Source organism: Nautilia sp. PV-1 (genome assembly GCF_004006315.1).
Lineage (GTDB): Bacteria > Campylobacterota > Campylobacteria > Campylobacterales > Nautiliaceae > Nautilia > Nautilia profundicola_A.
This window is the reverse complement of record NZ_CP026530.1, coordinates 1,600,001-1,622,658: the sequence shown is the minus strand read 5'-3', so window position 1 is coordinate 1,622,658 and position 22,658 is coordinate 1,600,001. Positions and strand designations below refer to the sequence as shown.

Annotated in this window: 33 protein-coding genes (1 of these 33 cut by a window edge); all 33 read left to right on the top strand. The window is 34.8% G+C overall.

All coding sequences use genetic code 11. The features are described 5' to 3' along the window. Positions 1–28: 28 nt before the first annotated feature. Entirely contained in the window at positions 29–2,176 is a 2,148-nt protein-coding gene (locus C3L23_RS08510) for an STT3 domain-containing protein (RefSeq protein ID WP_127681759.1), read from the top strand. A gap of 78 nt (positions 2,177–2,254) precedes the next feature. Continuing rightward, the gene (locus C3L23_RS08505) at positions 2,255–3,376 is read left to right on the top strand and encodes an HlyD family secretion protein (protein ID WP_127681757.1); all 1,122 of its coding nucleotides are present in this window, start codon (positions 2,255–2,257) and stop codon (positions 3,374–3,376) included. Positions 3,377–3,378: 2 nt separating this feature from the next. After that, entirely contained in the window at positions 3,379–3,735 is a 357-nt protein-coding gene (locus tag C3L23_RS08500) for a four helix bundle protein (protein ID WP_127681755.1), read from the top strand. After that, on the top strand, positions 3,725–5,251 hold the full coding sequence (locus C3L23_RS08495; RefSeq protein WP_127681753.1) for a DHA2 family efflux MFS transporter permease subunit: 1,527 nt from the start codon (positions 3,725–3,727) through the stop codon (positions 5,249–5,251). Before C3L23_RS08500 ends, C3L23_RS08495 begins: the two co-directional genes overlap by 11 nt. Continuing rightward, positions 5,248–6,582, top strand: coding sequence for a TolC family protein (locus tag C3L23_RS08490; RefSeq protein ID WP_127681751.1), 1,335 nt, complete (start codon positions 5,248–5,250; stop codon positions 6,580–6,582). The genes C3L23_RS08495 and C3L23_RS08490 overlap by 4 nt, the downstream gene beginning before the upstream one ends. Next, positions 6,572–7,681, top strand: coding sequence for an HlyD family secretion protein (locus C3L23_RS08485; protein WP_127681749.1), 1,110 nt, complete (start codon positions 6,572–6,574; stop codon positions 7,679–7,681). Before C3L23_RS08490 ends, C3L23_RS08485 begins: the two co-directional genes overlap by 11 nt. 91 nt (positions 7,682–7,772) lie before the next feature. Then, a complete protein-coding gene (locus C3L23_RS08480; RefSeq protein WP_127681747.1) occupies positions 7,773–9,371 on the top strand; it encodes an ATP-binding cassette domain-containing protein in 1,599 nt (532 codons plus the stop codon). Then, positions 9,368–10,471, top strand: a complete 1,104-nt coding sequence (locus C3L23_RS08475; protein WP_127681745.1) for an ABC transporter permease — start codon at positions 9,368–9,370, stop codon at positions 10,469–10,471. Before C3L23_RS08480 ends, C3L23_RS08475 begins: the two co-directional genes overlap by 4 nt. Beyond that, on the top strand, positions 10,468–11,547 hold the full coding sequence (locus tag C3L23_RS08470; protein ID WP_127681743.1) for an ABC transporter permease: 1,080 nt from the start codon (positions 10,468–10,470) through the stop codon (positions 11,545–11,547). The genes C3L23_RS08475 and C3L23_RS08470 overlap by 4 nt, the downstream gene beginning before the upstream one ends. 118 nt (positions 11,548–11,665) lie before the next feature. Beyond that, positions 11,666–11,935, top strand: a complete 270-nt coding sequence (locus C3L23_RS08465) for a hypothetical protein (protein ID WP_127681741.1) — start codon at positions 11,666–11,668, stop codon at positions 11,933–11,935. Beyond that, positions 11,877–12,341 carry a PIN domain-containing protein gene (locus C3L23_RS08460; protein WP_168175732.1) on the top strand — a complete coding sequence of 155 codons (465 nt, stop codon included), beginning with the start codon at positions 11,877–11,879 and terminating at the stop codon, positions 12,339–12,341. The genes C3L23_RS08465 and C3L23_RS08460 overlap by 59 nt, the downstream gene beginning before the upstream one ends. Continuing rightward, positions 12,334–12,999, top strand: a complete 666-nt coding sequence (locus tag C3L23_RS08455) for a TIGR00730 family Rossman fold protein (RefSeq protein WP_127681737.1) — start codon at positions 12,334–12,336, stop codon at positions 12,997–12,999. Before C3L23_RS08460 ends, C3L23_RS08455 begins: the two co-directional genes overlap by 8 nt. Before the next feature lie 124 nt (positions 13,000–13,123). Then, the gene (rpsJ, locus tag C3L23_RS08450) at positions 13,124–13,432 is read left to right on the top strand and encodes a 30S ribosomal protein S10 (protein WP_012663777.1); all 309 of its coding nucleotides are present in this window, start codon (positions 13,124–13,126) and stop codon (positions 13,430–13,432) included. A gap of 10 nt (positions 13,433–13,442) precedes the next feature. After that, complete coding sequence (gene rplC, locus C3L23_RS08445; protein WP_127681735.1) at positions 13,443–14,018, top strand: 50S ribosomal protein L3; 576 nt, start codon at positions 13,443–13,445, stop codon at positions 14,016–14,018. Beyond that, a complete protein-coding gene (rplD, locus tag C3L23_RS08440) occupies positions 14,015–14,596 on the top strand; it encodes a 50S ribosomal protein L4 (RefSeq protein ID WP_127681733.1) in 582 nt (193 codons plus the stop codon). Before rplC ends, rplD begins: the two co-directional genes overlap by 4 nt. A 3-nt stretch (positions 14,597–14,599) precedes the next feature. Continuing rightward, positions 14,600–14,881, top strand: a complete 282-nt coding sequence (locus tag C3L23_RS08435; RefSeq protein WP_127681731.1) for a 50S ribosomal protein L23 — start codon at positions 14,600–14,602, stop codon at positions 14,879–14,881. 9 nt (positions 14,882–14,890) lie between these two features. Then, positions 14,891–15,715 carry a 50S ribosomal protein L2 gene (gene rplB / locus C3L23_RS08430; protein ID WP_127681729.1) on the top strand — a complete coding sequence of 275 codons (825 nt, stop codon included), beginning with the start codon at positions 14,891–14,893 and terminating at the stop codon, positions 15,713–15,715. A gap of 9 nt (positions 15,716–15,724) precedes the next feature. Then, a complete protein-coding gene (gene rpsS / locus C3L23_RS08425) occupies positions 15,725–16,006 on the top strand; it encodes a 30S ribosomal protein S19 (protein WP_015902442.1) in 282 nt (93 codons plus the stop codon). Between the two features lie 9 nt (positions 16,007–16,015). Further along, on the top strand, positions 16,016–16,336 hold the full coding sequence (gene rplV, locus C3L23_RS08420) for a 50S ribosomal protein L22 (protein ID WP_012663770.1): 321 nt from the start codon (positions 16,016–16,018) through the stop codon (positions 16,334–16,336). Further along, the gene (gene rpsC / locus C3L23_RS08415) at positions 16,336–17,058 is read left to right on the top strand and encodes a 30S ribosomal protein S3 (protein WP_127681727.1); all 723 of its coding nucleotides are present in this window, start codon (positions 16,336–16,338) and stop codon (positions 17,056–17,058) included. Before rplV ends, rpsC begins: the two co-directional genes overlap by 1 nt. Continuing rightward, positions 17,036–17,461, top strand: a complete 426-nt coding sequence (gene rplP, locus C3L23_RS08410) for a 50S ribosomal protein L16 (protein ID WP_127681725.1) — start codon at positions 17,036–17,038, stop codon at positions 17,459–17,461. The genes rpsC and rplP overlap by 23 nt, the downstream gene beginning before the upstream one ends. Further along, on the top strand, positions 17,448–17,654 hold the full coding sequence (gene rpmC, locus C3L23_RS08405; protein ID WP_127681723.1) for a 50S ribosomal protein L29: 207 nt from the start codon (positions 17,448–17,450) through the stop codon (positions 17,652–17,654). The genes rplP and rpmC overlap by 14 nt, the downstream gene beginning before the upstream one ends. Continuing rightward, positions 17,654–17,899, top strand: coding sequence for a 30S ribosomal protein S17 (gene rpsQ / locus C3L23_RS08400; protein WP_127681721.1), 246 nt, complete (start codon positions 17,654–17,656; stop codon positions 17,897–17,899). The genes rpmC and rpsQ overlap by 1 nt, the downstream gene beginning before the upstream one ends. 2 nt (positions 17,900–17,901) lie before the next feature. Next, on the top strand, positions 17,902–18,270 hold the full coding sequence (rplN, locus tag C3L23_RS08395) for a 50S ribosomal protein L14 (RefSeq protein WP_127681719.1): 369 nt from the start codon (positions 17,902–17,904) through the stop codon (positions 18,268–18,270). Next, a complete protein-coding gene (rplX, locus tag C3L23_RS08390) occupies positions 18,270–18,521 on the top strand; it encodes a 50S ribosomal protein L24 (RefSeq protein WP_127681717.1) in 252 nt (83 codons plus the stop codon). The genes rplN and rplX overlap by 1 nt, the downstream gene beginning before the upstream one ends. 4 nt (positions 18,522–18,525) lie before the next feature. Then, positions 18,526–19,071 (top strand): 50S ribosomal protein L5, encoded by a 546-nt coding sequence (gene rplE, locus C3L23_RS08385; protein ID WP_127681715.1) that lies wholly within the window; start codon positions 18,526–18,528, stop codon positions 19,069–19,071. A gap of 1 nt (position 19,072) precedes the next feature. Beyond that, a complete protein-coding gene (locus C3L23_RS08380; RefSeq protein ID WP_007475795.1) occupies positions 19,073–19,258 on the top strand; it encodes a type Z 30S ribosomal protein S14 in 186 nt (61 codons plus the stop codon). 12 nt (positions 19,259–19,270) lie between these two features. Then, on the top strand, positions 19,271–19,666 hold the full coding sequence (gene rpsH / locus C3L23_RS08375; RefSeq protein WP_127681713.1) for a 30S ribosomal protein S8: 396 nt from the start codon (positions 19,271–19,273) through the stop codon (positions 19,664–19,666). Positions 19,667–19,677: 11 nt separating this feature from the next. After that, a complete protein-coding gene (gene rplF, locus C3L23_RS08370) occupies positions 19,678–20,214 on the top strand; it encodes a 50S ribosomal protein L6 (RefSeq protein WP_127681711.1) in 537 nt (178 codons plus the stop codon). A 9-nt stretch (positions 20,215–20,223) separates the two neighbouring features. After that, positions 20,224–20,589: a 50S ribosomal protein L18 gene (rplR, locus tag C3L23_RS08365; RefSeq protein WP_127681709.1), complete on the top strand. Its 366-nt coding sequence runs from the start codon at positions 20,224–20,226 to the stop codon at positions 20,587–20,589. Between the two features lie 9 nt (positions 20,590–20,598). Further along, the gene (gene rpsE / locus C3L23_RS08360; RefSeq protein WP_127681707.1) at positions 20,599–21,075 is read left to right on the top strand and encodes a 30S ribosomal protein S5; all 477 of its coding nucleotides are present in this window, start codon (positions 20,599–20,601) and stop codon (positions 21,073–21,075) included. Between the two features lie 2 nt (positions 21,076–21,077). Further along, a complete protein-coding gene (rplO, locus tag C3L23_RS08355) occupies positions 21,078–21,470 on the top strand; it encodes a 50S ribosomal protein L15 (protein WP_127681705.1) in 393 nt (130 codons plus the stop codon). A gap of 4 nt (positions 21,471–21,474) precedes the next feature. Further along, positions 21,475–22,658 carry the 5' portion of a preprotein translocase subunit SecY gene (gene secY / locus C3L23_RS08350; RefSeq protein WP_127681703.1) on the top strand. It continues 76 nt past the right edge of the window, so 1,184 of the gene's 1,260 nt are visible here — the first part of the coding sequence; it begins with the start codon at positions 21,475–21,477; its stop codon lies off the right edge, out of view.

Here is a 22,658-nt window from a genome sequence, read left to right as displayed (position 1 = left end):
ATAACAAATATTTAAAAAAAGGGGTAGAATGAAAGAAAATTTAAATATTCAGGAAATTAGATTTTCAAATAAAATAGCGTTTTTTATGATATTGACGGCTTATATTTTTTCAATTGTTGTAAGACTTTATTATTATAACTGGGCGAGTCATATTAAAGAGTTTCTGTGGCATGGTACTCTTATGATAAATAATGTGGACGGTTATTCTTATGCGGCAGGTGCTAAGGAATTTTTAAATCATTCGCATATCATTGGCGATCTTAACCCTTATCATTCACTGCCGAGTATTATTACGGCGTTATTTGTGAAAATTTTCCCGTTTTTGACGCTTGATCAGGTTATTCTTTGGCTTCCAACTGTTTTCGGTTCGCTGGTGGTGATCCCGCTGTTTTTGATAGGCAGAAGTCTGAAAAACGATATATTAGGATTTATAGCTGCAATGATCGGCGGAATAGTATGGAGTTATTATAACCGTTCTATGATTGGGTATTATGATACGGATATGCTCGTAATACCTCTGCTTGTGTTTGTATTTTGGGGGCTGGTTGAGTTTTTTGTTAATGATAATAAAAAAATGATGTGGATAGTTCCACTTATTGTTGTTTTTTATGAAGGCTGGTATCCAGGCTGTAGGACTGTATTGCTTGCTATTGTGGCTTTCGCCTTTGTATATGCGTACTTTTTCAAAAGAGAAAAACAGTCATTTTTGTTTTTAACAATAGTAATGATAACTCTTTCAAAATTTCCTTATTATATAAACTTACTTATATTTATTGTTTTGTATATTGCTGTGTTAAAAAAAGAAGTTTTTTTTACTAAAAAAAATATATGGTTTTTATTTATACTTGGATTGATTTTGTTGGCTTTCAGTGGTACTTTTGACCTTCTTATTGGGAAATTTTTGGCTTATTTTAACAGGTCGAATAAAGATTTAGGCGGATTGCATTTTTATAATGTTGCTAAAACCATAAGAGAAGCGTCACATATATCATATACTGTAGTTGCTCATAGGGTAAGCGGCAGCTGGTCGCTGTTTATACTTTCGGGCATAGGGTATCTGCTTATGATTATCAGATATCCGGTAATGGCGATTTCGCTTCCTTCTGTAGTTATAGGTTTGTTGGCTCACAAACTCGGTCTTCGTTTTACAATTTACGCGGTACCGTTTTTTGCTCTTGGATTTGCGTATTTGGCTCTTTTAACAGCTGAATATATTTCAAGACTGTTTATTGACGATAAAATAGCAAAGGTATCTAAATATATTGTTATTACATTGTTTTTGCTAGGATCGTTGTATGCAAATATCAGCCATGTACTGGTATATAAAACTCCTACTACGTTTTTGAAACAGGAAGTTGCTGCGTTAGATAAACTTTCAAAAATAGCTTCAAGGGAAGATTATACGGTAACATGGTGGGATTACGGATATCCTATCAGGTATTATGCGGGAACCAAAACTCTTATTGACGGAGGTAAACACAGCGGGGAGGTAAATTTCCCTGTAAGTTTTGCTCTTACCAGGAATCAGGTGGCTGCAGCTAATATTGCAAGACTAGATGTAGAATATACGGATAAAGTAGAAGTTGCCAGAGAACTCGGTAAAAAATTTAAAACAAAAGGCTTCCTGCCTGATATGATGAAAAAATACGGGTATAAAGACGTTAATGATTTCTTAAACGCTTTAAACAATCCTAATTTCAAACTTCCAAAAAAAACAAGGGATATTTATTTTTATCTGCCGTTTAGAATGGCGGATATCTATCCTACCATTGCAGTGTTTAGCTATATTGATTTAAATACCGGGAAAGTGAAACAGCCGTTTATTATTCCTTCAAGTGTTTTAGGCGGCAATAATAAAGGAGTCCAGTTTGCAAATGGTATGTGGATGGATATGAGAGGCATGCTTCATATAGGCGATAAAATGGCTCCGATTAATACGTTTTACATAAGTACCTATGACAAAACAGGCAAATTCAGGCTTTTAAAACAAAGCTTTAATCCTGATTCTAATATTTATATCGTATGGTATAAACCTTTAAATAAACTTCTGATAGTAGATAAAAATATATTTAATTCCACATATGTTCAGATGTTCTTTTTAGGAAATTATGACAAGAATTTATTCGAACCGGTAATAGAAAACCCTTTTGTGAGAATATATAAATTAAAAAAATAAAATATTCTCCCTTCTCTTTTATTGACATATCAACACAACTCTGCTAAAATTCTCTAAATTACTCGAAAAGGTTAGTTTATGAAAAAGAAAATAGCACTTTTTACTTTTATTATTTTGATACTTGCAGGTGTCTTTGGATTGTATAAATATATAGTTTTTAACAAAAATTATGCCGAAAGCAACGCCGTATTTGTGAAATCGGATTCTCTTACTTTTTTGAGCTTTAAACTTCCGGGAAAAATAGAAAGAATATATGTCAACGAGGGCGATAATGTTAAAAAAGGACAGCTTCTTGCTAAGCTTGAAACAAAAGAGCTTATATTTCAAAAAAAAGAACTGCAAAATAACATTAATGCTTTAGAAGACAAAATAAAAGCGACCGTTATACAAAAAGAAAAACTTTCTAACGATATAAATACTAATTTAAATCTTTTGAATAATGAAAAAGACAAATTGCAAAAAAACATAGAAGCCATGGCATTTTCTATTGACGCAATGAAATACAAACTGCAAAAATTAAAAAACGACTATAAAAAATTTAAAAGATTGTACATGGAACATAAAGTTTCAAAAGAAAAATACGATACCGTAAAAGTGGCTTTTGATTCGTTAAAAGATCAGATTAAAGCAGAAGAGAGAAAACTTGAAGCGTTGATGTTGAATAACAAAACGCTTGATCTGAAAATTAAACTTGTACAAAACAATAAAAAAGAGCTTTTAAGACTTCAAAAATCAATAGAAGCTCAGCAAAATCAGTTAAAAGCCTTAAATGACAAATTAGGACTGGTAAATCAAAATATAAAAAATTCATATATTTATTCTCCTATAAATGGCAGGGTTGCTAAAAAATTTGCAAATAACGATGAGGTTGTAGATGCCGGAACAAAGGTTTTAAGTGTTGTAAATCCTAAAGATTTATATGTTTTGGATTTGTTGGAAGAAACAAAAATGAAAGGTATCAAGCCGGGATGTAAAGTTAAAATCCATATAGACGCGCTGGATAAGGATTTTGAAGGATATGTAAGTAAAATCCTGCCTGCAAGCGCCGCAACTTTTGCACTTGTCCCAAGGGATATCAGCAGCGGGGAATTTACAAAATTAGCTCAGAGATTTTATGTAAGAATAAAATTTAATAAAGTTCCTCAAGGCGTGCTTGTAGGAATGGGAGGAGAAGTTGAGATTAAAAGAATGGAGAATTGAGAATGGAGAATGGAGAATTAAAAACAAATATTATTAAAGACAAAACGTTTGAACTTTCTCTCAAAATAATAAAAGTGTATAAGTATTTAAATGAAAAAAAAGAATTTGTACTCTCAAAACAGTTGCTTAGAAGCGGTACATCTATTGGAGCAAATGTTGTTGAAGCGTTAGACGGTATCAGTAAAAAGGATTTTAGAAATAAAATGTCTATTGCTTTAAAGGAGGCAAGGGAAACTAAGTATTGGCCGGATTTATTAATTGCTAGTGATTATTTGCCTAAGCAAAAAACTGAGCAAGTTTTAGCGCTTTTAGAAGAAGTAACAAAAATTTTAGTCAGAATTGTTAAAAATGCAAACTAAAATTCTCAATTCTCAATTCTCAATTCTCAATTTAACAACATGGGTGTTGTTAGTTGTTGTCGGTGCTTTCATGGCGGTACTTGACACTACTGTCGTAGATATTATCGTGCCTCGTCTTAAGGGGCCGCTCTCAACCGATATGTACGGTGTGCAGTGGGTAATTACCGCGTATATGATTGCCGCTGCGGTTGGGCTTTTGCTTGTTGAGTGGATGATTAAAAAATTCGGAAACAAGTGGATATACATAACAGCCGTGGGTGTTTTTACGGTGGCTTCTTTTTTATGCGGTATATCAAATTCGCTTTCTTTTATAATAGTCGCCAGGGTGATTCAGGGGTTTGCCGAAGCGCTTATAATGGTTACGGCCCAGGCGATGCTTTTTGGCTTTTTCCCGCCTGAAAAAAGAGGGATTGCCATGGGTATATTTGCCCTTGGAGTTGCCTTTGCACCGGCGATAGGTCCGACACTCGGAGGGTATCTGACGGAATGGTTCAGCTGGAGGGCGGTATTTTTTGTAAATGTTCCTATCGGTATTGTTCTGGTTATATTCGGTTCACTCCTTCTTCCGGACAGGGATGAAAGAAAAGATGAAAAGCTGAATTTCATATCCGTCGCGTTTTTAACTGTTGCAACTGTGGCACTTTTGATACTGCTTAGCAAAGGGCAGCAGTATGGATGGTTTAATTCTTCTTTAATTGTATATCTTGCTTTTGCTACGTTTTTCGGCACGTTATTTTTTATTATGAGCGAATATTATTCTAAAGAGTCGCTGTTTGATTATACATTGTTTAAAAATCCTAATTATTCTCTGGGAATTCTTATATATTTTGTACTGCTTGGATTTTCAATGTATCAGTATTTTTATCTGATTCCGATGTTTTATGAGCATATTAAAGGGCTGAGTTCCATTCAGACAGGGCTCGGTGTTTTGGGATTTGGTATATGGATAGGTGTGTTTAGTATGATAGCCGGGGCTTTAAGTGATAAATTCTCTCCCGTGCCTGTACTGATTGTGGGGGCTGTAATATACCTTTACAGTTCGTTTGTGCTTTTTCCGACTCTTAATTATTATACGCCGTTTTATGAAGCTGTGCTTAAAACGATGCCTTTTGGAATAGCAATGGGTCTTTTCTTTGCTCCGATTACCGTGCTTGTTATGAATAACTCTAACGGAAAAATAGAGCAGGGTATTATGACTATGGATTATGTAAGATTTATAGGAGGCAGTTTCGGAACTGCTATTGCTACTAACAATTTAGTATATTACAGCAATAAAGAGTTTGACGGGATGGTAAGTATTCAGAATCACCATATAGTCAGTGATTTTGTTTCTGCACTTGAGAGTTATTTCGGAAAAGCCGGAATAGAGATATTCAGAATGCTCGAATCGTTTATGAGTGCCAATTACGGGTATAAATACGTCTGGCTTGATGCAGGATTTTGGGGATTTGTAGGAAGTTTGTTTGTTTTTGCCCTGTTGTTTGTGAAAAAAAGAAAAGTGAAAGGAACGATATGAATGGAGAATTGAGAATTGAGAATGGAGAATTAAAGAAATTGTTTTTACTTTTGTTATTTTCTTTATTTTTAAATGCAGAAAGTTTTAGTGATATACAAAAAGATATAACTAATTCATTAAAATATAAAATGGAAGCTCAAAAAGTAAAAATATACGAGCAGAAACTAAAAGCCGTACAGGCAAAAAATTTCGGAAGTCTTGATGCCGAATATAATGCAGTACATATGTTTGACAGACCGGTTATGAAACTGACAACCGTTCAGCCTGTTGCAGTTGCTCCGGACGGTGTACATTTAGTATATCAGACTTTTAACAGTGAGCTTCCTATGGCGGATAAAAATCATTTTATGGGTGTTATCAAATATTCATATCCTTTATTTACTGGTTTTGCGTTGAGTAATATGATAAACAAAGCCAAACTTGAACTTATAAAAGAAAAACTTACTCTTCAGAATGTTAAAAGAGAGCTTATTTTAAACGCGGCGGAAATATATTCTGACATATATGCTCTTAAAGCAAAGCTTTACGCCCTTCAAAAGGCTAAAGACGCATTGATAATCGCAAAAGAAAAAGCTATGGGGTTTTATAAAGAGGGTCTTATAAATAAATCGAGCGTAGATGAGATTAATGCAAAATATTATGAAATAACTGCATCCATAAAAGAAACCCGGTCTCAAAAGCTTTCTTTAATAAACATGTTAAGCTATCTTCTAAATAAAAAAATAAAAGATATAGACGGTGTGAATATACAAAAAACTTTGTATAAGCCTGATTTTAAAAACAGACCTGACGTAAAAGCCATAAAAGAAGCATTAAGAATTTCGGATACCGATATAAAACTGGCTAAATCAAAATATTACCCTCAAATAGGAGTAGAAGCCGGACTGAAAAAAGAGGGGGACAACCTGGCTCTTAGCAGAAACGATTATCAAAATACGGATAAATCATATATAGCTCTTGGAATAAAATTCAATATTTTTGACGGCGGAGCGAAAAAAGCCGATTTGGAAGCCGCAAAGCTTGCAAAAAACGCCGAAATGATTTTTTATAATGATTATATGAACAAAATTAAAACGGATTATAAAAACGATAAACAGACTTTAAGGGCACTTTATACACAGCTTAATGCTGCAAAAGAAGAGATAAAAGCAAGAGAAAGTTATTATGAATATATAAAAGCGAAATTTGACGAAGGTCTTGCGGACAGCAGTGATTTAAATGACGCAATAGCTAAACTTGCTACTGCAAGAGCTAAAAAAGAGGCAATTATTGCGAAAATATTCTTTTTGGATATAAAACTGAAAATTAACGGAGGAGATTATGAATTCTAAAAAAATCGTCCCGGCAATAATACTGATACTTGTGGCAATCTCGGGATATTTGATATATAAAAAATTAAATCCGAAAAAAGTGCCTCCTTATTTAATAGAAGCGGTTGGAAAAATTGACGGTGATTTGATTAATATTAATACGAAATATCCCGGACGGGTTCTTGTTTTAAATGTTGATACCGGTGATGAAGTTGCAAAGGATCAGACGCTTGCCGTTCTTGACTCTAAGGAATACAGAGATAAACTTGAAGCTTTAAAGTATGAAATAAAAGCTAAAGAAAATGAATTTAATTATACGAAAGAGAAAATTAACAATCTTATAAAAAAAGCAAAACTTGCTATAAATGCAAAACAAAAAGAACTAAATGTGCTGTTACCTCAGATAAACTCTTTAAAAGCCGTAATAGCACAGGATGAAAAAGACGAAAAAAGAATATATTCTCTTGTTGACAGACATCTTGCAAAACCACATGAACTTGAAATGGCGAAACTTAAAACTAAAACTGATATCAATAAACTCAAAGCCCTTTTAGAAAAGAAAAAAGCTTTGAGTATAGCTGTTGAAATTTCAAAAAAGGATCTAAATACCGCACTTGCTTCAAAAGCAAATATAACCGCAATGCAAAATTCCATTAATGCTCTCAAAGCAAAAGAAGCAGAACTTAAAACCGTTATAAACGATCTAACTATTAAATCTCCGGTAAACGGATATGTTGACAGTAAAATAGCTAATGTCGGAGAAGTGCTCGGAGCAGGTATGCCGGTTGTGTCTGTGATTGATCCCGAAAGTTTTTATTTAAGCGTATTTATTGATGAGATAAACAACGGAAAAGTAAAAGTGGGAGACAAGGCAGAGATATTTTTGGATTCGTTTCCGAATAAACCAATTCCTGCGGTTGTAAGTAAAATTGCCAAAAAAGCGGAATTCACACCTAAAGACGTTGCGGTAAGAAGTGACAGGATCACAAGAGTATATGAAGTTAGGTTAAAACCTTTAAAACCGTGCAAATATTTAAAACTCGGACTTCCGGCTACGGGTGTGATACTTATCGGTAACGGCAGTTTGCCTAAATCACTTAATGAACTGCCGGAACTGTAAAGAAGTGAAAAATGAAAAGTGAAAAGTTAAAAATAAAAAACCATTATACCAATGACAAATATACAAATACACTAATAACAAATATACCACTATGCTAATAGTTAAGAACGTAACCGTAAAATACAAAAACGTCACAGCTGTTAAAAACATAAGTTTTAAAGTAAAAGAGGGTGAAATTATCGGTTTAATTGGAGCGGACGGAGCGGGGAAAAGTTCGCTTTTACACGCTATTGCGGGGGTCAAAAGTTTTGAAGGCGAAATTGTTTATAACGGTGTGGCGTACCATTCTCCTAAAGAGGCCGAAAACCTCAAAACCCATATAGGACTTATGCCCCAGGGACTCGGACTTGTTTTATATGATCTTTTAAGCGTAAAAGAGCATTTTGATTTTTTCAGAAGTTTAAGAGGGGTGACAAAAGACGAGGAATATGAAACGAGACTTTTAAAAATGGCGGGTCTTTACGAATTTCAGGACAGGCTTGCCGGAAATTTAAGCGGCGGGATGAGACAGAAACTCTCTCTTATCCTCACACTTTTAAACAGACCCAAACTTCTTATTTTGGATGAGCCCACAACGGGGGTGGATCCTATAAGCAGGCGGGAGCTTTGGAATATAGTGGATGATATAAGAAAAAAAGAAAACATTATAGCGCTTATATCTACCGCATATATGCAAGAAGCCGCACTTATGGACAGGGTTATGCTTTTTGACGAAGGAGAAGTTATTGCGGCAGGGACTAATGAGGAGCTTGTAAAAAGCATAGAAGAGTATACTTACGAAGGGGAAATAGACTGTGAGGGGTGTATGAGTTTTAATTCCACCACATATTCCCTAAAACCGTTGCCTTACAAACATAAAAAACCGACTCTTGAAGGGTTGTTTTTTGTTAATGCCATAAAAAAAGGTAAAAAGTCCATTAAGATAGATCTTGAACCGAGAAGTATGGAAATGCCGGAAACAGTTGTAAAAGCGATAGGGCTCACTAAAAAATTCGGTTCGTTTATTGCCGACGACCATATTGATCTGGAGCTTAAAAGCGGGGAAATTTTAGGACTTTTAGGTGCAAACGGAGCCGGGAAGACAACATTTATGAAAATGCTTCTGGGGCTTTATCCGATAGACGAGGGAGAGCTTTATCTTTTAGGAGAAAAAATACATTCATACAAAGACAGGATTAAACTTAAAAGCAAAATCGGATACGTCTCCCAGAGGTTTGCTCTTTATGACGATTTAACCATATCTGAAAACATTGATTATTTCGGAAAAATGCATGCTCTTTCTAATAAAGAAATAAAAGAAAAAAAAGAATTTTTTGCCAATCTTTTGGGATTTAAAGACTATCTGAACGAATTTCCAAAAGACGTGCCTCTTGGGATCAATCAGAGGTTTTCGGTGGCTGTTGCTCTTCTTCACGATCCGGTGGTACTGTTTTTGGATGAGCCTACAAGCGGTGTCGATACGATAGCAAGAGCTACGTTTTGGAAGCTTTTGAGAGAACTTAAAAATAAATGGAAAATTTCCATTTTAATTACAACCCATTATATGAGCGAAGCGGAATACTGCGACAGGGTGGTTGTGCTTAAAAGAGGTAAAAAAATCATCGATGACAGCGTTGAGAATTTACACAAAAAATTCCCGGGACTTTCATTTGAAGATATATTTATAAAATATTACGAAGGCAAGGCATGAAACTAGGAGTGGTTAAAGCGTATTTAAAAAAAGAGTTTATTGATCTTATCCGTTCGAAAATGATATTTTTGGTTTATTTTATGCCGAGTCTTATTATATTTTTATTCGGCTACGGGCTTAAACTCGAAATAACTCACGCAAGGACCGTGCTTATAGACAGGGACAATACGAAACTTTCAACTGAAATAGTAAGGGCTTTTTCGAATTCGAAATATTTCGATTCGAAACTGCTTAATATTTCTGATAATCAGGCGTTGAAACTCATAAAACAGAATAAGGCGGATCTTTTTATAATAATTCCTCATAATTTTCAAAGAAATTTGATTCATTCCAAAAATTCTGAAGTCGGGGTTTTTATAGACGGCTCTTTCCCTTTGAGGGCTACAACCCTTGACGGATATGTAAACGGCGTATTTTTAAGTGTTTTAGAAAAAAACGGGATTAAAATGCCGTTTAAGGTTAATCAGAGAAACCTGTTCAACGAATCGATGAGGGATGAAAACGCTATTATTCCAGGAGTTATAGGCTTGGCACTGTTGATAGCGCCTTCGATTTTGGCGGCTTTGCTGATCGTAAAAGAAAAAGAACTCGGAACGATATTCAATTTTTATTCGACATCTATTAAAAAAAGCGAATTTTTAATAGCCAAACTTACACCGCCTTTTGTTTTGCATTCCGTTAACATCATAATACTGTTTTTATGGGCGGTTTACTGGTTTAAGGTTCCTTTTAAGGGGAGTTTTATGCTTTATATACTGGCAAGCGAGCTGTATATACTCGTTAGTGTCGGTATCGGGCTTCTGGTTTCCATTATTACGAAAACACAGGTCAGTGCGCTTGTTCTTTCTGTAATCATTACTGTAATTCCGGGATTTTTGTATTCGGGCATAATGATGCCTATTTCGTCAATGACGGGGGAGAGTTACATAGAAGCGCATATTTTCCCGGTAATGTATTACAATCACATAGTGTATGACACGTTTCTGGTCGGCAGGGGATTTGAATCGGCCGTTAATATAAAATATCTGATTATTCTCTTTTTTTACGGCATTGGTCTGATAGCGATAGGTTCTGCGCTTCTTAAAAAGGCGATAAAATGAAAGGATTCTGGGCCGTATTTAAAAAGGAAATACTGCTTTTTTTAAGAAATATAGGTTTGGTGTTTTTTGTACTTTATATGTTTACGTTTGATATTTATACGGCAGGCAAAGGCATTGAGATTAAACCGCAAAATGTCAGCATTGGGTATGTCAACCGTTCGGGGAGCGTCATTCCGGAAAAGATTATTTCGCATTTTCATCAGCCGGAATTTCAAAAACCAAAAATGTTTTTAAACGAAAAAGACTTAAAAAGAGCGATATTCAACAGACGTATAATGGTCGGGATTATATTCGACAAAAATTTTGAAAAAGATTTTGTTTCGCATAAAACCGCACAGATAAACGTATTAATAGACGCCACGGCTTCAGCCCAGGCACAGGTTACGCTTATATATCTCAACCAGATACTTTACGCCATGCTCAATACCAAAATGCCGCTTAACGTAAAAATACATAAACTCTTTAACCAAAACTCTAATTCAGAATGGTTTATGAGTCTGAGTGAGCTTATGAGCGTTATAACCATGCTGGCTTTGATACTTATTGCCGTTGTATTTGTAAAAGAAAAAGAGGCTGGGACATGGGATATTATGCTTTTGATGCCGGTTAGCGGCAATGTTATTATTCTGGCCAAAGTACTCTCGCAAATCGCACTGCTAATGGTGGGTATAGTAATAAGCGTCGGAATTGTCGTGTTCGGTATTTTTGACGTGCCTATTAACGGAAACCTTTTGGCGTTTTTTGTTTTAAGTTTCTTTTTCGCCCTTTCTCTCGGAGGCATCGCCCTTGTAATAGCTGCATATTCAAACAGTGTCATGCAGGTGTCGCAGGTCAGTATGCTTGTAATGCTGCCGCTACTCTTTTTAAGCGGTGCATGGACGCCTATAAATTCAATGAATCAGTTTTTGCAGACGTTGACTATTTTTTCTCCGGTGAGATATTTTATAGAAGGTACGGAATCTATATTTTTCAGGGGAACGGATTTTATCAATTTGCTTCCTTATTTTGCCGGTGAAATTATTATAGGCGTTGTTTTGTTTTATATTGGATTCAAAAAAATGGGAAGACTGTTTTAGAATTGAGAATGGATAATTATTGCTAAAAAATCTGATGATTTTTTAGCGGATGGTATTTGACATAAGAATGTAATTAGCATATAATGTCTGATATCGGATATTAATTAAAGGAACAGCTATGCTGAGAGTCGGAGTCAGGGAATTTACGAAAAATTTCAGTAAATATCAAAATATGGAAATGGTGGAAATAATTGATAAAAAAACAGATGAGGTAAAAGGTGTCTTCATATCGCCTAAAGCGGCGGAAAAAGTGAAAGATTTATTATCAAAGAGCAAAAAAGAAAATATTGAGGGTATTTTAAAATTTGCGGGAATTGCCAACGGAGAATTTGGAGATATGGACGTTCAGGATATTAAAAGAAAAAAAAGAGAAAAATATTATGAATAAAATCTTTTTAGATACTAATATAATTATCGATTTTATTGATACAAGCAGAAAAAATCATTTAAAAGCGAAGAAATTAATAGTAAAATTAATTGAAAAAGAATATGAGATTTTTATAAGCGAAGACATGATATCTACAGTTTATTATGTGTTAAGAGGAATTCCGGAACTTTTGACTTTTTTTGAAAAAGTTTTGGAAGAATGGAATATTGTTGCTTTTGGGAAAAAGACGATAATAGAAAGTATAGAATACTGCAAGAAAAATAATGCCGATTTAGAAGATGCAATGCAATGTTTTTGTGCTAAAAACTATGGGTGTAAATGGTTGATTACAAACGATAAAAAATTTGTAAACTGCGGAATTGAGATTATGGATTATGATAGCTTCTTAAAGGAAAAAAATGCGTGATATACAAAAAGAATTTCTGGATAACAGAAACATAAACAAAGACGTTTGGAGAATATTCAGGGTAATAAGCGATTTTACTGATGCGTTTGACGAGCTTGAAGATATTCCTCCTGCAGTTTCCATATTCGGTAGTGCAAGAGAGAAACCGGGGCACTATTATTATGAAAAGGCTACGGAAATTTCAAAAGGCCTAAGTGATAAGGGATATGCGATTATTACAGGCGGGGGACCCGGGATTATGGAAGCCGCAAATAAAGGTGCGAAAATCAGTATAGGTTTAAATATCGAACTGCCTCATGAACAGCATACAAATCCGTATGTAAAAATTCCTTTGAAATTTAAATATTTCTTTACAAGGAAAGTAACATTCCTAAAATACAGCGTTGCAACGGTAATGATGCCGGGAGGTTTTGGAACGCTTGACGAGCTAAGCGAAGTGCTTACACTCGTTCAGACAAAGAGAATGAGTCAGATTCCGATAGTTTTTTTCGGAAGCGAATTTTATAAACCTCTTTTGGATTTTTATGAAAAAATGCTTGAAATGAAATATATCTCTCCGGAAGACAAAAATCTTTATTTACTTACTGACGATGTGGAAGAGGCTGTTGATTATATTTTTCAAAATGCTCCTATTTCGGAGATTCTAAAAAATAAATAACCTTTCTTTTTCCTTTTTTTAAGGAAAAAACACTCCCAAAAATCTTGCATTTACAATTAAAATCATTTATAATTTCAGTCCACAAAAGCGTGGAAAAACCACGAGATCTTTAAAAAGGAAGGCTATGGAGAAAATCAGAATCAAACTTCAAGCATATGACCATAGAGTGCTTGATAAAGCTGTTAGCATTATTACAGATGCTATTAAAAGAACTGGAGCGGAAGTAAAGGGACCAATTCCTCTACCTACAAAAATCAGAAGATATACGGTATTAAGATCACCTCACATTAACAAAGATTCAAGAGAGCAATTTGAAATCAGAATTCACAGAAGAATTGTTGATGTTGTGAACGCATCGCCTGAAACTGTTGATCAACTTATGAAGCTAGAGTTGGCACCAGAGGTTGATGTAGAAGTTAGGGCATTAAGTTAAGGAGAATTGAATGGAATTTATAGTTGAAAAAATAGGAATGAGTAGGACGGTAGGAATCCCAAGTATTCCGGTAACTTTATTAAAAGTAGTTCCGGCTAAAGTTTGTGAAATAAAAGATGACAAAGCGTTAGTTGCATACGCAAACGGTAAAAAAATCAATAAACCGATTGAAGGTATGCAGAAAAAATACGGATTAAGCAAAGAATTCAACAGATTCGTTGAATTAAAAGTTGCAAACACTGAACCTGGAGACCTAAGTGTTGAACCACTTAAAGAAGCTAAAAAAGTAAAACTTACTTTCAAAAGCAAAGGTAGAGGTTTCCAAGGTGTTGTAAAAAGACACGGATTCGCAGGTGGACCTGGCGGACACGGTTCAAGATTTCACAGAGCACCGGGATCAATCGGTAACTGTGAATGGCCTGGTAGAGTTATGCCTGGTAGAAAAATGCCTGGGCATTACGGTAACAAAAACATTACTGTTAACGCAGAAGTATTAGAGTACGACGAAAACATGGGTGTACTTGTAATTAAAGGAAGTGTTCCTGGAGCTAACGGAAGTTTAGGAAAAGTAAGGATTGTGAAATGAGTATAGAAGTAATTAAGCAATTACCTGAGGATTTTCAAAACATCAATCCGCATAACCTTTATTTGTATGTAAAAGCATACCTTGCTAATCAAAGAGCGGGAACTGCGCATACAAAAACTAGAGGCGAAGTAAGCGGTGGTGGAAAAAAACCTTTCAGACAAAAAGGTCTAGGTAGAGCTAGACAAGGTAGTATCAGAGCACCTCAATTCGTAGGTGGTGGTGTAGCTCACGGGCCAAGAAACGAAAGAGACTGGTCTCAAAAATTAAATAAAAAACAAAAAAGAGTTGCGCTTAAATACGCACTTAATGAAAAAGCTGAAAACGGAAAACTTTTCGTTGTAGATGCAATTAAAATCGAAAGCGGTAAAACAAAAGACGCTGTTAAATGGCTAAATGAAGTAAACCAAAGAGATTACTTAATCGTAGTTGACGAAATGGATGAAAAAACATTTTTAGCATTTAGAAATATTCCAAACGTGTATATTATTACACCAGAAGAATTAAACGCTTATTATGCGAGTGTATTCCACAGCATTATTTTTGATAAAGCGGCTTACGAAAAAGTTATAAAGGGCTAAGCGATGGCGGATATTACAGATATTAAATCAATTGTGTATACAGAAAAAGCACTTAACCTTCAAGAGCAGGGTGTGCTAGTAGTTCAAACTACACCAAAAGTGACTAAAAATCAACTTAAAGAGATTTTTAAGGAATATTTCGGAGTAACTCCGCTAAAAGTAAATTCACTTAAACAAAAAGGTAAAGTGAAAAGATTTAGAGGAATCGAAGGTAAAAGACCGGATTATAAAAAATTCTATGTTAAATTACCTGAAGATGCAAAACTTGAAAGCCTAAGTGTATAAGGATAGAAGATGGCAGTAAAGAGTTATAAACCATATACACCGTCAAGAAGATTTATGACAACACTTGATAACAGTGACATAACTTCAAAACCGACGGTAAAAAAATTATTAATTAAACTTCCGCAAAAAGCGGGTAGAAACAATCACGGAAGAATTACATCTAGACATAGAGAAGCTGGAGCAAAAAAACTTTACAGAATCATTGATTTTAAAAGAAATAAATTCGGAGTACCTGGTAAAGTTGTAACAGTAGAATACGATCCGTACAGAAACTGTAGAATTTGTCTTATCAGCTATGTTGATGGAGACAAAAGATATATCATTCAGCCTGAAGGTTTAAAAATAGGTGACACTGTTTTAGCAGCTGAAGCCGGACTTGATATTAAACCTGGTAACGCAATGAAACTTAAAAACATACCTGTTGGTACTGTTGTGCACAATGTTGAAATGAAGCCTGGTAAAGGCGGACAAATCGCAAGAAGTGCCGGAAACAGCTGCCAAATCATGGGACGTGAGGGTAAATACGTTATCTTAAGATTACCAAGCGGTGAGATGAGATATATTCTTGGTGAATGTATGGCGACTATCGGTACTGTTGGAAACGCTGATTTCCAAAATATTACAATCGGTAAAGCTGGTAGAAGCAGACACCTAGGTATCAGACCTCAGACAAGAGGTATTGCAATGAACCCGGTTGACCATCCACACGGTGGGGGTGAAGGTAGAAGTAAAGGTAACCATCCTGTTACACCTTGGGGTATGCCGACTAAAGGTTACAAAACTAGAAAGAAAAAACAATCTGATAAATATATCATCTCAAGAAGAAAGAAATAAGGATAGCTCATGGCTAGAAGTTTAAAAAAAGGTCCTTTTGTAGATGACCATTTAATGAAAAAAGTTCTTAAAGCAAAAGAAGAAAAAAATCCTAAACCAATTAAAACTTGGTCAAGAAGAAGTACTATTACGCCTGATATGATCGGGCTTACAATTAACGTACACAACGGAAGAGATTTCGTTCCGGTATATGTTACTGAAAGACACGTTGGATTTAAATTAGGTGAATTTGCACCTACCAGAACTTTTAGAGGACATAAAGGTTCTGTTCAAAAGAAAATTGGTAAGTAAGGATAGGTGATGAGTAAAGCAGTATTAAAATTTATAAGACTATCCCCAACTAAAGCAAGATTGATTGCTAAAGAAATTCAAGGTATGAATGCTGAAGAAGCACTTGCTAAATTAGAATTTATGCCTAATAAAGCGGCAAGAGTTATCGCTAAAGTTGTTGCAAGTGCGGTTGCAAACGGCGGATATGATGCAAATGAAGTAGTTATTACTTCATGCAGAATCGACAGAGGTCCGTATCTAAAAAGATTCAGACCAAGAGCTAGAGGTATGGCGAGCAGAATCCAAAAACCTACAGCACACATTTTTGTAGAAGTTGAAAAGGAAAGCTAATGGGTCAAAAAACGAATCCAATCGGACTAAGACTAGGGATAAACAAAAACTGGAGAAGTAGATGGTTCATTAACTATAATACAATGCCTGAAAACGTATTAGGTGATTATGAACTAAGAAAATTTCTTAAAAAGAAACTTTATTACGCAGGTGTAAGTGATATTATTATTGAAAGAACAGCTAAAAAAATCAGAATTACTATTTTTGCAGCAAAACCTGGTATCATCATTGGTAAAGGCGGAAGCGAAATAGAAGCTCTTAAAGCTGAACTTCAAAAAAGAATTGGCGGAAAAGAACTTATTCTTAACATTAAAGAAGAAAGAAAACCTCAAATTTCAGCTCAGCTTGCAGCTGAAAACGTTGCTACTCAGATAGAAAGAAGGGTAGCATTCAGAAGAGCTATGAAAAAAGTTATTCAATCAGCACTTAAATCTGGTGCAAAAGGTATTAAAGTTCAGGTTGCAGGAAGACTTAACGGTGCTGAAATGGCTAGAACTGAATGGTATCTTGAGGGAAGAGTTCCTCTTCATACATTAAGAGCAAAAATTGATTACGGTTTTGCTGAAGCTTTAACTACATATGGTATTATCGGTGTTAAAGTATGGATATTCAAAGGTGAAGTTCTTCAAAGAAAAATGAATTCTGACGATACTCAAGCGCCAGAAAGAAAAGCTCCAAGAAGAAGAAAAGGACGCAGAAATGTTAATGCCAAAAAGAACTAAATACAGAAAACAACAAAAAGGTAGAAACAGAGGTAAAGCCTACAGAGGTAGTACTCTGTCATTCGGAACATACGGTCTTAAAGCCGTAGAACTTGGAAGAATCAACTCAAGACAAATTGAAGCGGGAAGGGTTGCGCTTTCAAGAACTATGAAAAGAACAGGTAAAATCTGGATTAGAGTATTCCCAGACAAACCTCTAACAGCAAAACCTGTTGGTGTGAGAATGGGTAAAGGTAAAGGTAGTGTTGAAGAGTGGGTTATGAATATTAAACCCGGAAGAATTATTTTCGAAATTACTGGTGTTAATAATGAAACTGCCGTTAGGGCATTAACTCTTGCAGCTGCTAAATTGCCGTTCAAAACAAAAATTGTAAGCATGGAGAGTGAAAATGAGCTATACTAAACTTAACGTAGCGGAACTTATTGAAAAAACTGAAAAAGAGCTTCAGGATCTTTTAAAAGAGAAAAAAATGGAGCTTTTTGAAACAAGAATGAAATTAAAAACTATGCAGCTACAAGACACATCTCTTGTTAGAAAAATTAGAAAAGACATCGCAAGAATTAAAACTGCGATGAGAGCAAAAAGGGGTAACTAATGCCTAAAAGAATTATTACTGGAAAAGTTATCAAAAAAACTGGAGATAAAACTATCAACGTATTGGTTGAAAGAAAAGTTTTACATCCTAAATATCATAAAATTGTTAAAAAATTTAAAAAATACCTTGTTCATGATGAAGAAAATGCGGCTAACGTTGGCGATGTTGTTACCGCAATTGAACACAGACCAATTTCTAAAAGAAAATCTTTCGTTCTTAAAGATATTCTTGAGAGAGGAGAATAAGAATGATTCAACCATTTACAAGATTAAAAGTTGCTGATAACAGCGGTGCTAAAGAAATCATGTGTATTAAAGTTTTGGGAGGGTCTAAAAGAAGATATGCTTCAGTAGGTGACATTATTGTCGCTTCTGTAAAAAAAGCCCTTCCAAACGGTAAAATTAAAAAAGGTCAAGTTGTAAAAGCGGTAATCGTTAGAACTAAAAAAGAAGTTCAAAGAGAAAACGGTTCGCTAATCAGATTCGATGATAACGCGGCAGTTATCATTGATGCTAAAAAAGAACCTGTAGGAACTCGTATTTTCGGACCAATCGCGAGAGAAGTTAGATACGAAGGTTTCCAAAAAATTACATCACTTGCTCCGGAGGTGCTATAATGGGTGCTAGAAAAAATTTACCTCCTAAATTCAAAATTAAAAAAGGCGACAGCGTAAAAGTTATCGCAGGAGATGACAGAGGAAAAACTGGTGAAGTTTTAAAAGTACTTGTTAAAGATTCAAAAGTACTTGTTAAAGGTGTGAACGTAGTTAAAAAGGCTGTTAAGCCTACTGAGCAAAATCCAAAAGGTGGATTTGAATATGTTGAAAGACCAATTCACATCTCAAATGTAAAAAAAGTAGAAGGCTGAGAAGATGTTTGAAGTACAAAAAAAATATAAAGACGAAGTTAGGGCAAAACTTGCAGAAGAGTTTGATATTAAAAACCCTATGCTGATTCCTAACATTGAAAAAATCGTTGTTAGTGCTGGTGTTGGTGAAGGAAGCAAAGATAAAAAATTCCTTCAAAGCGTAGCTGATACATTAACAATTATTACTGGTCAAAAAGCGGTAATTACACCTGCTAAAAAATCAGTTGCAGGATTTAAAGTAAGAGAAGGTATGCCTGTAGGTGTTAAAGTAACACTTAGAGGTGAAATGATGTGGAATTTCCTTCAAAAACTTATCTCAATCGCACTACCGAGAGTTAGAGACTTTAAAGGTGTAAAAAGAGACGGTTTTGACGGAAGAGGTAACTTTAACTTCGGTCTTACAGAACAGTTAGTGTTTACTGAAGTTGATTACGACAGTATTATCAGAGTACATGGTATGAATATTAATATTTCCACAACAACTGAAGACGATAGACTGGCTGAAAGAATGCTAGAACTTATCGGATTCCCATTCACAAAAGGAAAGTAATATGGCGAAAAAAAGTATGATAGCTAAAGCTAAAAGAAAACCAAAATTCAAAGTAAGAGCATATACAAGATGCTCTATCTGTGGTAGAGTTCACTCTGTTTACAGAGATTTTGGTATTTGTAGAATTTGTCTAAGAAAAATGGCAAACGAGGGATTACTCCCTGGTGTTAAAAAAGCAAGTTGGTAAAAGGATGCCAAGATGATGAACGATATTATTGCAGACGGATTAACAAGAATCAGAAATGCCGCTATGAGAGGTTTAGAAGTGACTAAACTTAATCACTCTAAACTTATGGAAGCGGTATTGAAAGTTTTTGAAGAAAAAGGTTATATTGAAAGTTTTAAAGTAATTGAAGATGGTAACAAAAAATTCATCAACGTGACTTTAAAATATGATGAAAACGGCAACTCTGTTATCAGAGAAGTTAAAAAAGTGTCTAAACCTGGTAGAAGGGTTTATAAAGGATACGAAGACATTAAAAGATTTAAAAACGGATACGGTACTCTAGTAGTATCAACTAGCAAAGGCGTTTTACCTAATGACGAAGATTACAAAGAAAAAGTAGGCGGCGAAGTAATCTGTAGTATTTGGTAAGGAGATAATTTATGAGTAGAATAGGTAAACAACCCGTAAAGTTAGCTTCCGGCCTTGAAGCTAAACTTGAAGGGAATAAATTAATTATTAAAAAAGGCCAAGATTCAAAAGAAATCGACACTAAAGGTGTTGTAAAAGTTAATATTAACGGTGATGAATTAACTTTTGAACCGGTAGAAGAAACTAAATTCGCAAAAGCTATGTGGGGAACTGTAAGAGCTTTAGCTAATAATGCTGTTATCGGATTAACTCAAGGATTTGAGAAAAAACTTGAAATCAACGGTGTTGGTTACAGAGCAGCTGTAAAAGGTAATATTTTAGAATTACAACTTGGATATTCACACCCTATAAATTATGAAATTCCTAAAGGAATTACTATTACTGTTGAAAAAAATATTATTACAGTAAAAGGTAGCGATAAACAACAAGTTGGTCAAGTTGCTTCAGAAATCAGAAGCTTTAGAAAACCTGAGCCTTACAAAGGTAAAGGTGTTAAATATGTTGATGAACATATTATCAGAAAAGCTGGTAAAACAGCTAAAAAATAAGGGTGAGAGATGAGAAGAAGTAAAGCATTAGCTAAAAGAGATTTAAGAAGATTAAAAAGAAAAAGAAGAGTAAGAGGTAGAATCAGCGGTACTGCTGATATGCCTAGAGTAACTATTTTTAAATCAAACAGATACTTAGTTATTCAAGCTATTGATGATGTTGCTGGTAACACATTGGCATTTTTAAATACTGCTCATTTAGAAAACAAATTACCGTCAAACATTAACGGTGCAAAAGAAGCGGCTAAAATTTTTGCTGAAAAATTAAAAGCAGCTGATATTGATGCTGTTAGATTTGACAGAAATGGATACAAATATCACGGTGTAGTTGCAGCGTTTGCAGATACTCTTAGAGAAAACGGTATAAAATTATAAGGAAGGCAAATGGCTAAAAAAGCTCAAGTAATTAGAGATTATAACAGAGAAGATTTTGAAGAAGTAGTTGTTAACATTGGAAGAATTACTAAAGTTGTTAAAGGTGGTAGAAGATTCAGATTTAACGCTTTGGTAGTTGTTGGAAACAAAAAAGGTATTGTTGGAATCGGAACTGGTAAAGCTAAAGAAGTTCCTGATGCTATCAAAAAAGCAATTGACGATGCATTTAAAAACTTAGTTGAAATTAACGGTATTCACGGTAATACAATTAATCATGACGTACAAGCTAAATATAATGCATCTAAAATTTTACTTAAACCGGCAAGTGAGGGTACAGGGCTAATCGCCGGTGGTGCGGTGAGACCGGTACTTGAACTTGTAGGTATTAAAGATATTCTTTCTAAATCATTAGGTTCAAACGAGCCTCACAACTTAGTTAGAGCTACAGTAGAAGCTCTAAAAATGATTAAAAGCAAAAAGGCGTAATCATGGCGTTAAATAATTTAAAACCGGCATGCGGTTCTACTCATAAAACAAAAAGAGTAGGACGTGGAGCAGGTTCAGGATACGGAAAAACTAGTAGCAGAGGACAAAAAGGTCAGAAATCAAGAACTGGTTATTCACAAAAAAGAGGATTTGAAGGTGGTCAACAGCCGCTTCAAAGAAGACTTCCAAAAGTTGGATTTAAAAGTAGAGTGGTAAAACCTCAGGCGATTAACGTGGACAAGTTTCCTGCAATTGTAGAACTTGAAGAAATTACAATGGAAGCTTTAGCTAACATTGTAAAAATTAAAGCAAAAAAAGTAAAACTTATTGGAACAAAAGCTAAAGAGCTTAAAGATAAAATAAAAGATGCTAACATAACTACATCTGGAAAGTAAGGGTATGAATCCGATAGCAAAAAAAATCTTAATTACCCTTGGTTTCCTTCTCATTTATAGAGTTCTAGCATATGTCCCGGTACCAGGGGTAAATATAGATGTAATTAAAGACTTTTTTTCAGGACATCAGCACGATGCATTAGGTTTACTTAATATGTTCAGTGGTAATGCTGTGAGCAGAATGAGTATTATTGCTCTTGGTGTTATGCCATACATTACTGCGTCAATTATTATGGAGCTTCTTGCAGCAACATTCCCAAAACTTGGCGAGATGAAAAAAGATTCTCAAGGCTTTCAAAAATATATGCAAATAGTTAAATATTCTACGGTAGCAATTGCTTTTGTACAGGCTATCGGTATTGCAATCGGTCTTACATCTTTAACAGGCAAAGCAGGTGAATCTGCAGTTATGATCGACACATCTACATTTGTAATATTAACCGCATTTTCTATGATGGGCGGTACAATGCTTCTTGTATGGATCGGTGAACAGATTACTGAAAGAGGTGTAGGTAACGGTATCAGTTTAATTATCTTTGCAGGAATAGTGAGTAGAATTCCGGCAGCGATTGTAGGCACCCTTAACCTCGTAGACGTAGGAGAATTGTCTGTTATAGGGCTGATCTTTATTCTGTTAATCGTAGTAGGAACAATAGCGTTTATTATATATGTTGAACTTGCTGAGAGAAGAGTACCGATTTCATATCAGAAAAAAGTATTAATGCAAAATAAATTTAAAAGAGTTATGAATTATATTCCTATTAAAGTAAACTTGAGTGGTGTTATTCCTCCAATTTTTGCTAGTGCGATATTAATGTTTCCTCTAACTGTTTTAAGTGGAGTATCCAATCCGGTATTAGTAACAATTAGAGATTATTTAAATCCAAACGGATATTTATACCATGTATTATTGTTTGCTTTCGTTATATTTTTTGCTTATTTTTATGCTTCTATTGTATTTAATGCAAAAGAAATCGCGGAAAACTTAAAAAAACAGGGCGGATTTATACCTGGGATCAGACCTGGAGAACAAACTGCTAAATTTTTGAATGAAGTTGCAAGCAGACTTACATTCTGGGGTGCGCTGTACTTAGGTGCAATTACAGTAATGCCTTGGCTGCTTGTAAAACTTATAGGTATTAATTTTTATTTTGGTGGTACAGCTGTACTTATCGTTGTCCAAGTTGC

Coding starts and splice junctions, on each gene's coding strand:
- C3L23_RS08510 (WP_127681759.1), top strand. CDS start 29: ATGAAAGAAAATTTAAATATTCAGGAAATTAGATTTTCAAATAAAATA.
- C3L23_RS08505 (WP_127681757.1), top strand. CDS start 2,255: ATGAAAAAGAAAATAGCACTTTTTACTTTTATTATTTTGATACTTGCA.
- C3L23_RS08500 (WP_127681755.1), top strand. CDS start 3,379: ATGGAGAATGGAGAATTAAAAACAAATATTATTAAAGACAAAACGTTT.
- C3L23_RS08495 (WP_127681753.1), top strand. CDS start 3,725: ATGCAAACTAAAATTCTCAATTCTCAATTCTCAATTCTCAATTTAACA.
- C3L23_RS08490 (WP_127681751.1), top strand. CDS start 5,248: ATGAATGGAGAATTGAGAATTGAGAATGGAGAATTAAAGAAATTGTTT.
- C3L23_RS08485 (WP_127681749.1), top strand. CDS start 6,572: ATGAATTCTAAAAAAATCGTCCCGGCAATAATACTGATACTTGTGGCA.
- C3L23_RS08480 (WP_127681747.1), top strand. CDS start 7,773: ATGCTAATAGTTAAGAACGTAACCGTAAAATACAAAAACGTCACAGCT.
- C3L23_RS08475 (WP_127681745.1), top strand. CDS start 9,368: ATGAAACTAGGAGTGGTTAAAGCGTATTTAAAAAAAGAGTTTATTGAT.
- C3L23_RS08470 (WP_127681743.1), top strand. CDS start 10,468: ATGAAAGGATTCTGGGCCGTATTTAAAAAGGAAATACTGCTTTTTTTA.
- C3L23_RS08465 (WP_127681741.1), top strand. CDS start 11,666: ATGCTGAGAGTCGGAGTCAGGGAATTTACGAAAAATTTCAGTAAATAT.
- C3L23_RS08455 (WP_127681737.1), top strand. CDS start 12,334: ATGCGTGATATACAAAAAGAATTTCTGGATAACAGAAACATAAACAAA.
- rpsJ (WP_012663777.1), top strand. CDS start 13,124: ATGGAGAAAATCAGAATCAAACTTCAAGCATATGACCATAGAGTGCTT.
- rplC (WP_127681735.1), top strand. CDS start 13,443: ATGGAATTTATAGTTGAAAAAATAGGAATGAGTAGGACGGTAGGAATC.
- rplD (WP_127681733.1), top strand. CDS start 14,015: ATGAGTATAGAAGTAATTAAGCAATTACCTGAGGATTTTCAAAACATC.
- C3L23_RS08435 (WP_127681731.1), top strand. CDS start 14,600: ATGGCGGATATTACAGATATTAAATCAATTGTGTATACAGAAAAAGCA.
- rplB (WP_127681729.1), top strand. CDS start 14,891: ATGGCAGTAAAGAGTTATAAACCATATACACCGTCAAGAAGATTTATG.
- rpsS (WP_015902442.1), top strand. CDS start 15,725: ATGGCTAGAAGTTTAAAAAAAGGTCCTTTTGTAGATGACCATTTAATG.
- rplV (WP_012663770.1), top strand. CDS start 16,016: ATGAGTAAAGCAGTATTAAAATTTATAAGACTATCCCCAACTAAAGCA.
- rpsC (WP_127681727.1), top strand. CDS start 16,336: ATGGGTCAAAAAACGAATCCAATCGGACTAAGACTAGGGATAAACAAA.
- rplP (WP_127681725.1), top strand. CDS start 17,036: ATGTTAATGCCAAAAAGAACTAAATACAGAAAACAACAAAAAGGTAGA.
- rpmC (WP_127681723.1), top strand. CDS start 17,448: ATGAGCTATACTAAACTTAACGTAGCGGAACTTATTGAAAAAACTGAA.
- rpsQ (WP_127681721.1), top strand. CDS start 17,654: ATGCCTAAAAGAATTATTACTGGAAAAGTTATCAAAAAAACTGGAGAT.
- rplN (WP_127681719.1), top strand. CDS start 17,902: ATGATTCAACCATTTACAAGATTAAAAGTTGCTGATAACAGCGGTGCT.
- rplX (WP_127681717.1), top strand. CDS start 18,270: ATGGGTGCTAGAAAAAATTTACCTCCTAAATTCAAAATTAAAAAAGGC.
- rplE (WP_127681715.1), top strand. CDS start 18,526: ATGTTTGAAGTACAAAAAAAATATAAAGACGAAGTTAGGGCAAAACTT.
- C3L23_RS08380 (WP_007475795.1), top strand. CDS start 19,073: ATGGCGAAAAAAAGTATGATAGCTAAAGCTAAAAGAAAACCAAAATTC.
- rpsH (WP_127681713.1), top strand. CDS start 19,271: ATGATGAACGATATTATTGCAGACGGATTAACAAGAATCAGAAATGCC.
- rplF (WP_127681711.1), top strand. CDS start 19,678: ATGAGTAGAATAGGTAAACAACCCGTAAAGTTAGCTTCCGGCCTTGAA.
- rplR (WP_127681709.1), top strand. CDS start 20,224: ATGAGAAGAAGTAAAGCATTAGCTAAAAGAGATTTAAGAAGATTAAAA.
- rpsE (WP_127681707.1), top strand. CDS start 20,599: ATGGCTAAAAAAGCTCAAGTAATTAGAGATTATAACAGAGAAGATTTT.
- rplO (WP_127681705.1), top strand. CDS start 21,078: ATGGCGTTAAATAATTTAAAACCGGCATGCGGTTCTACTCATAAAACA.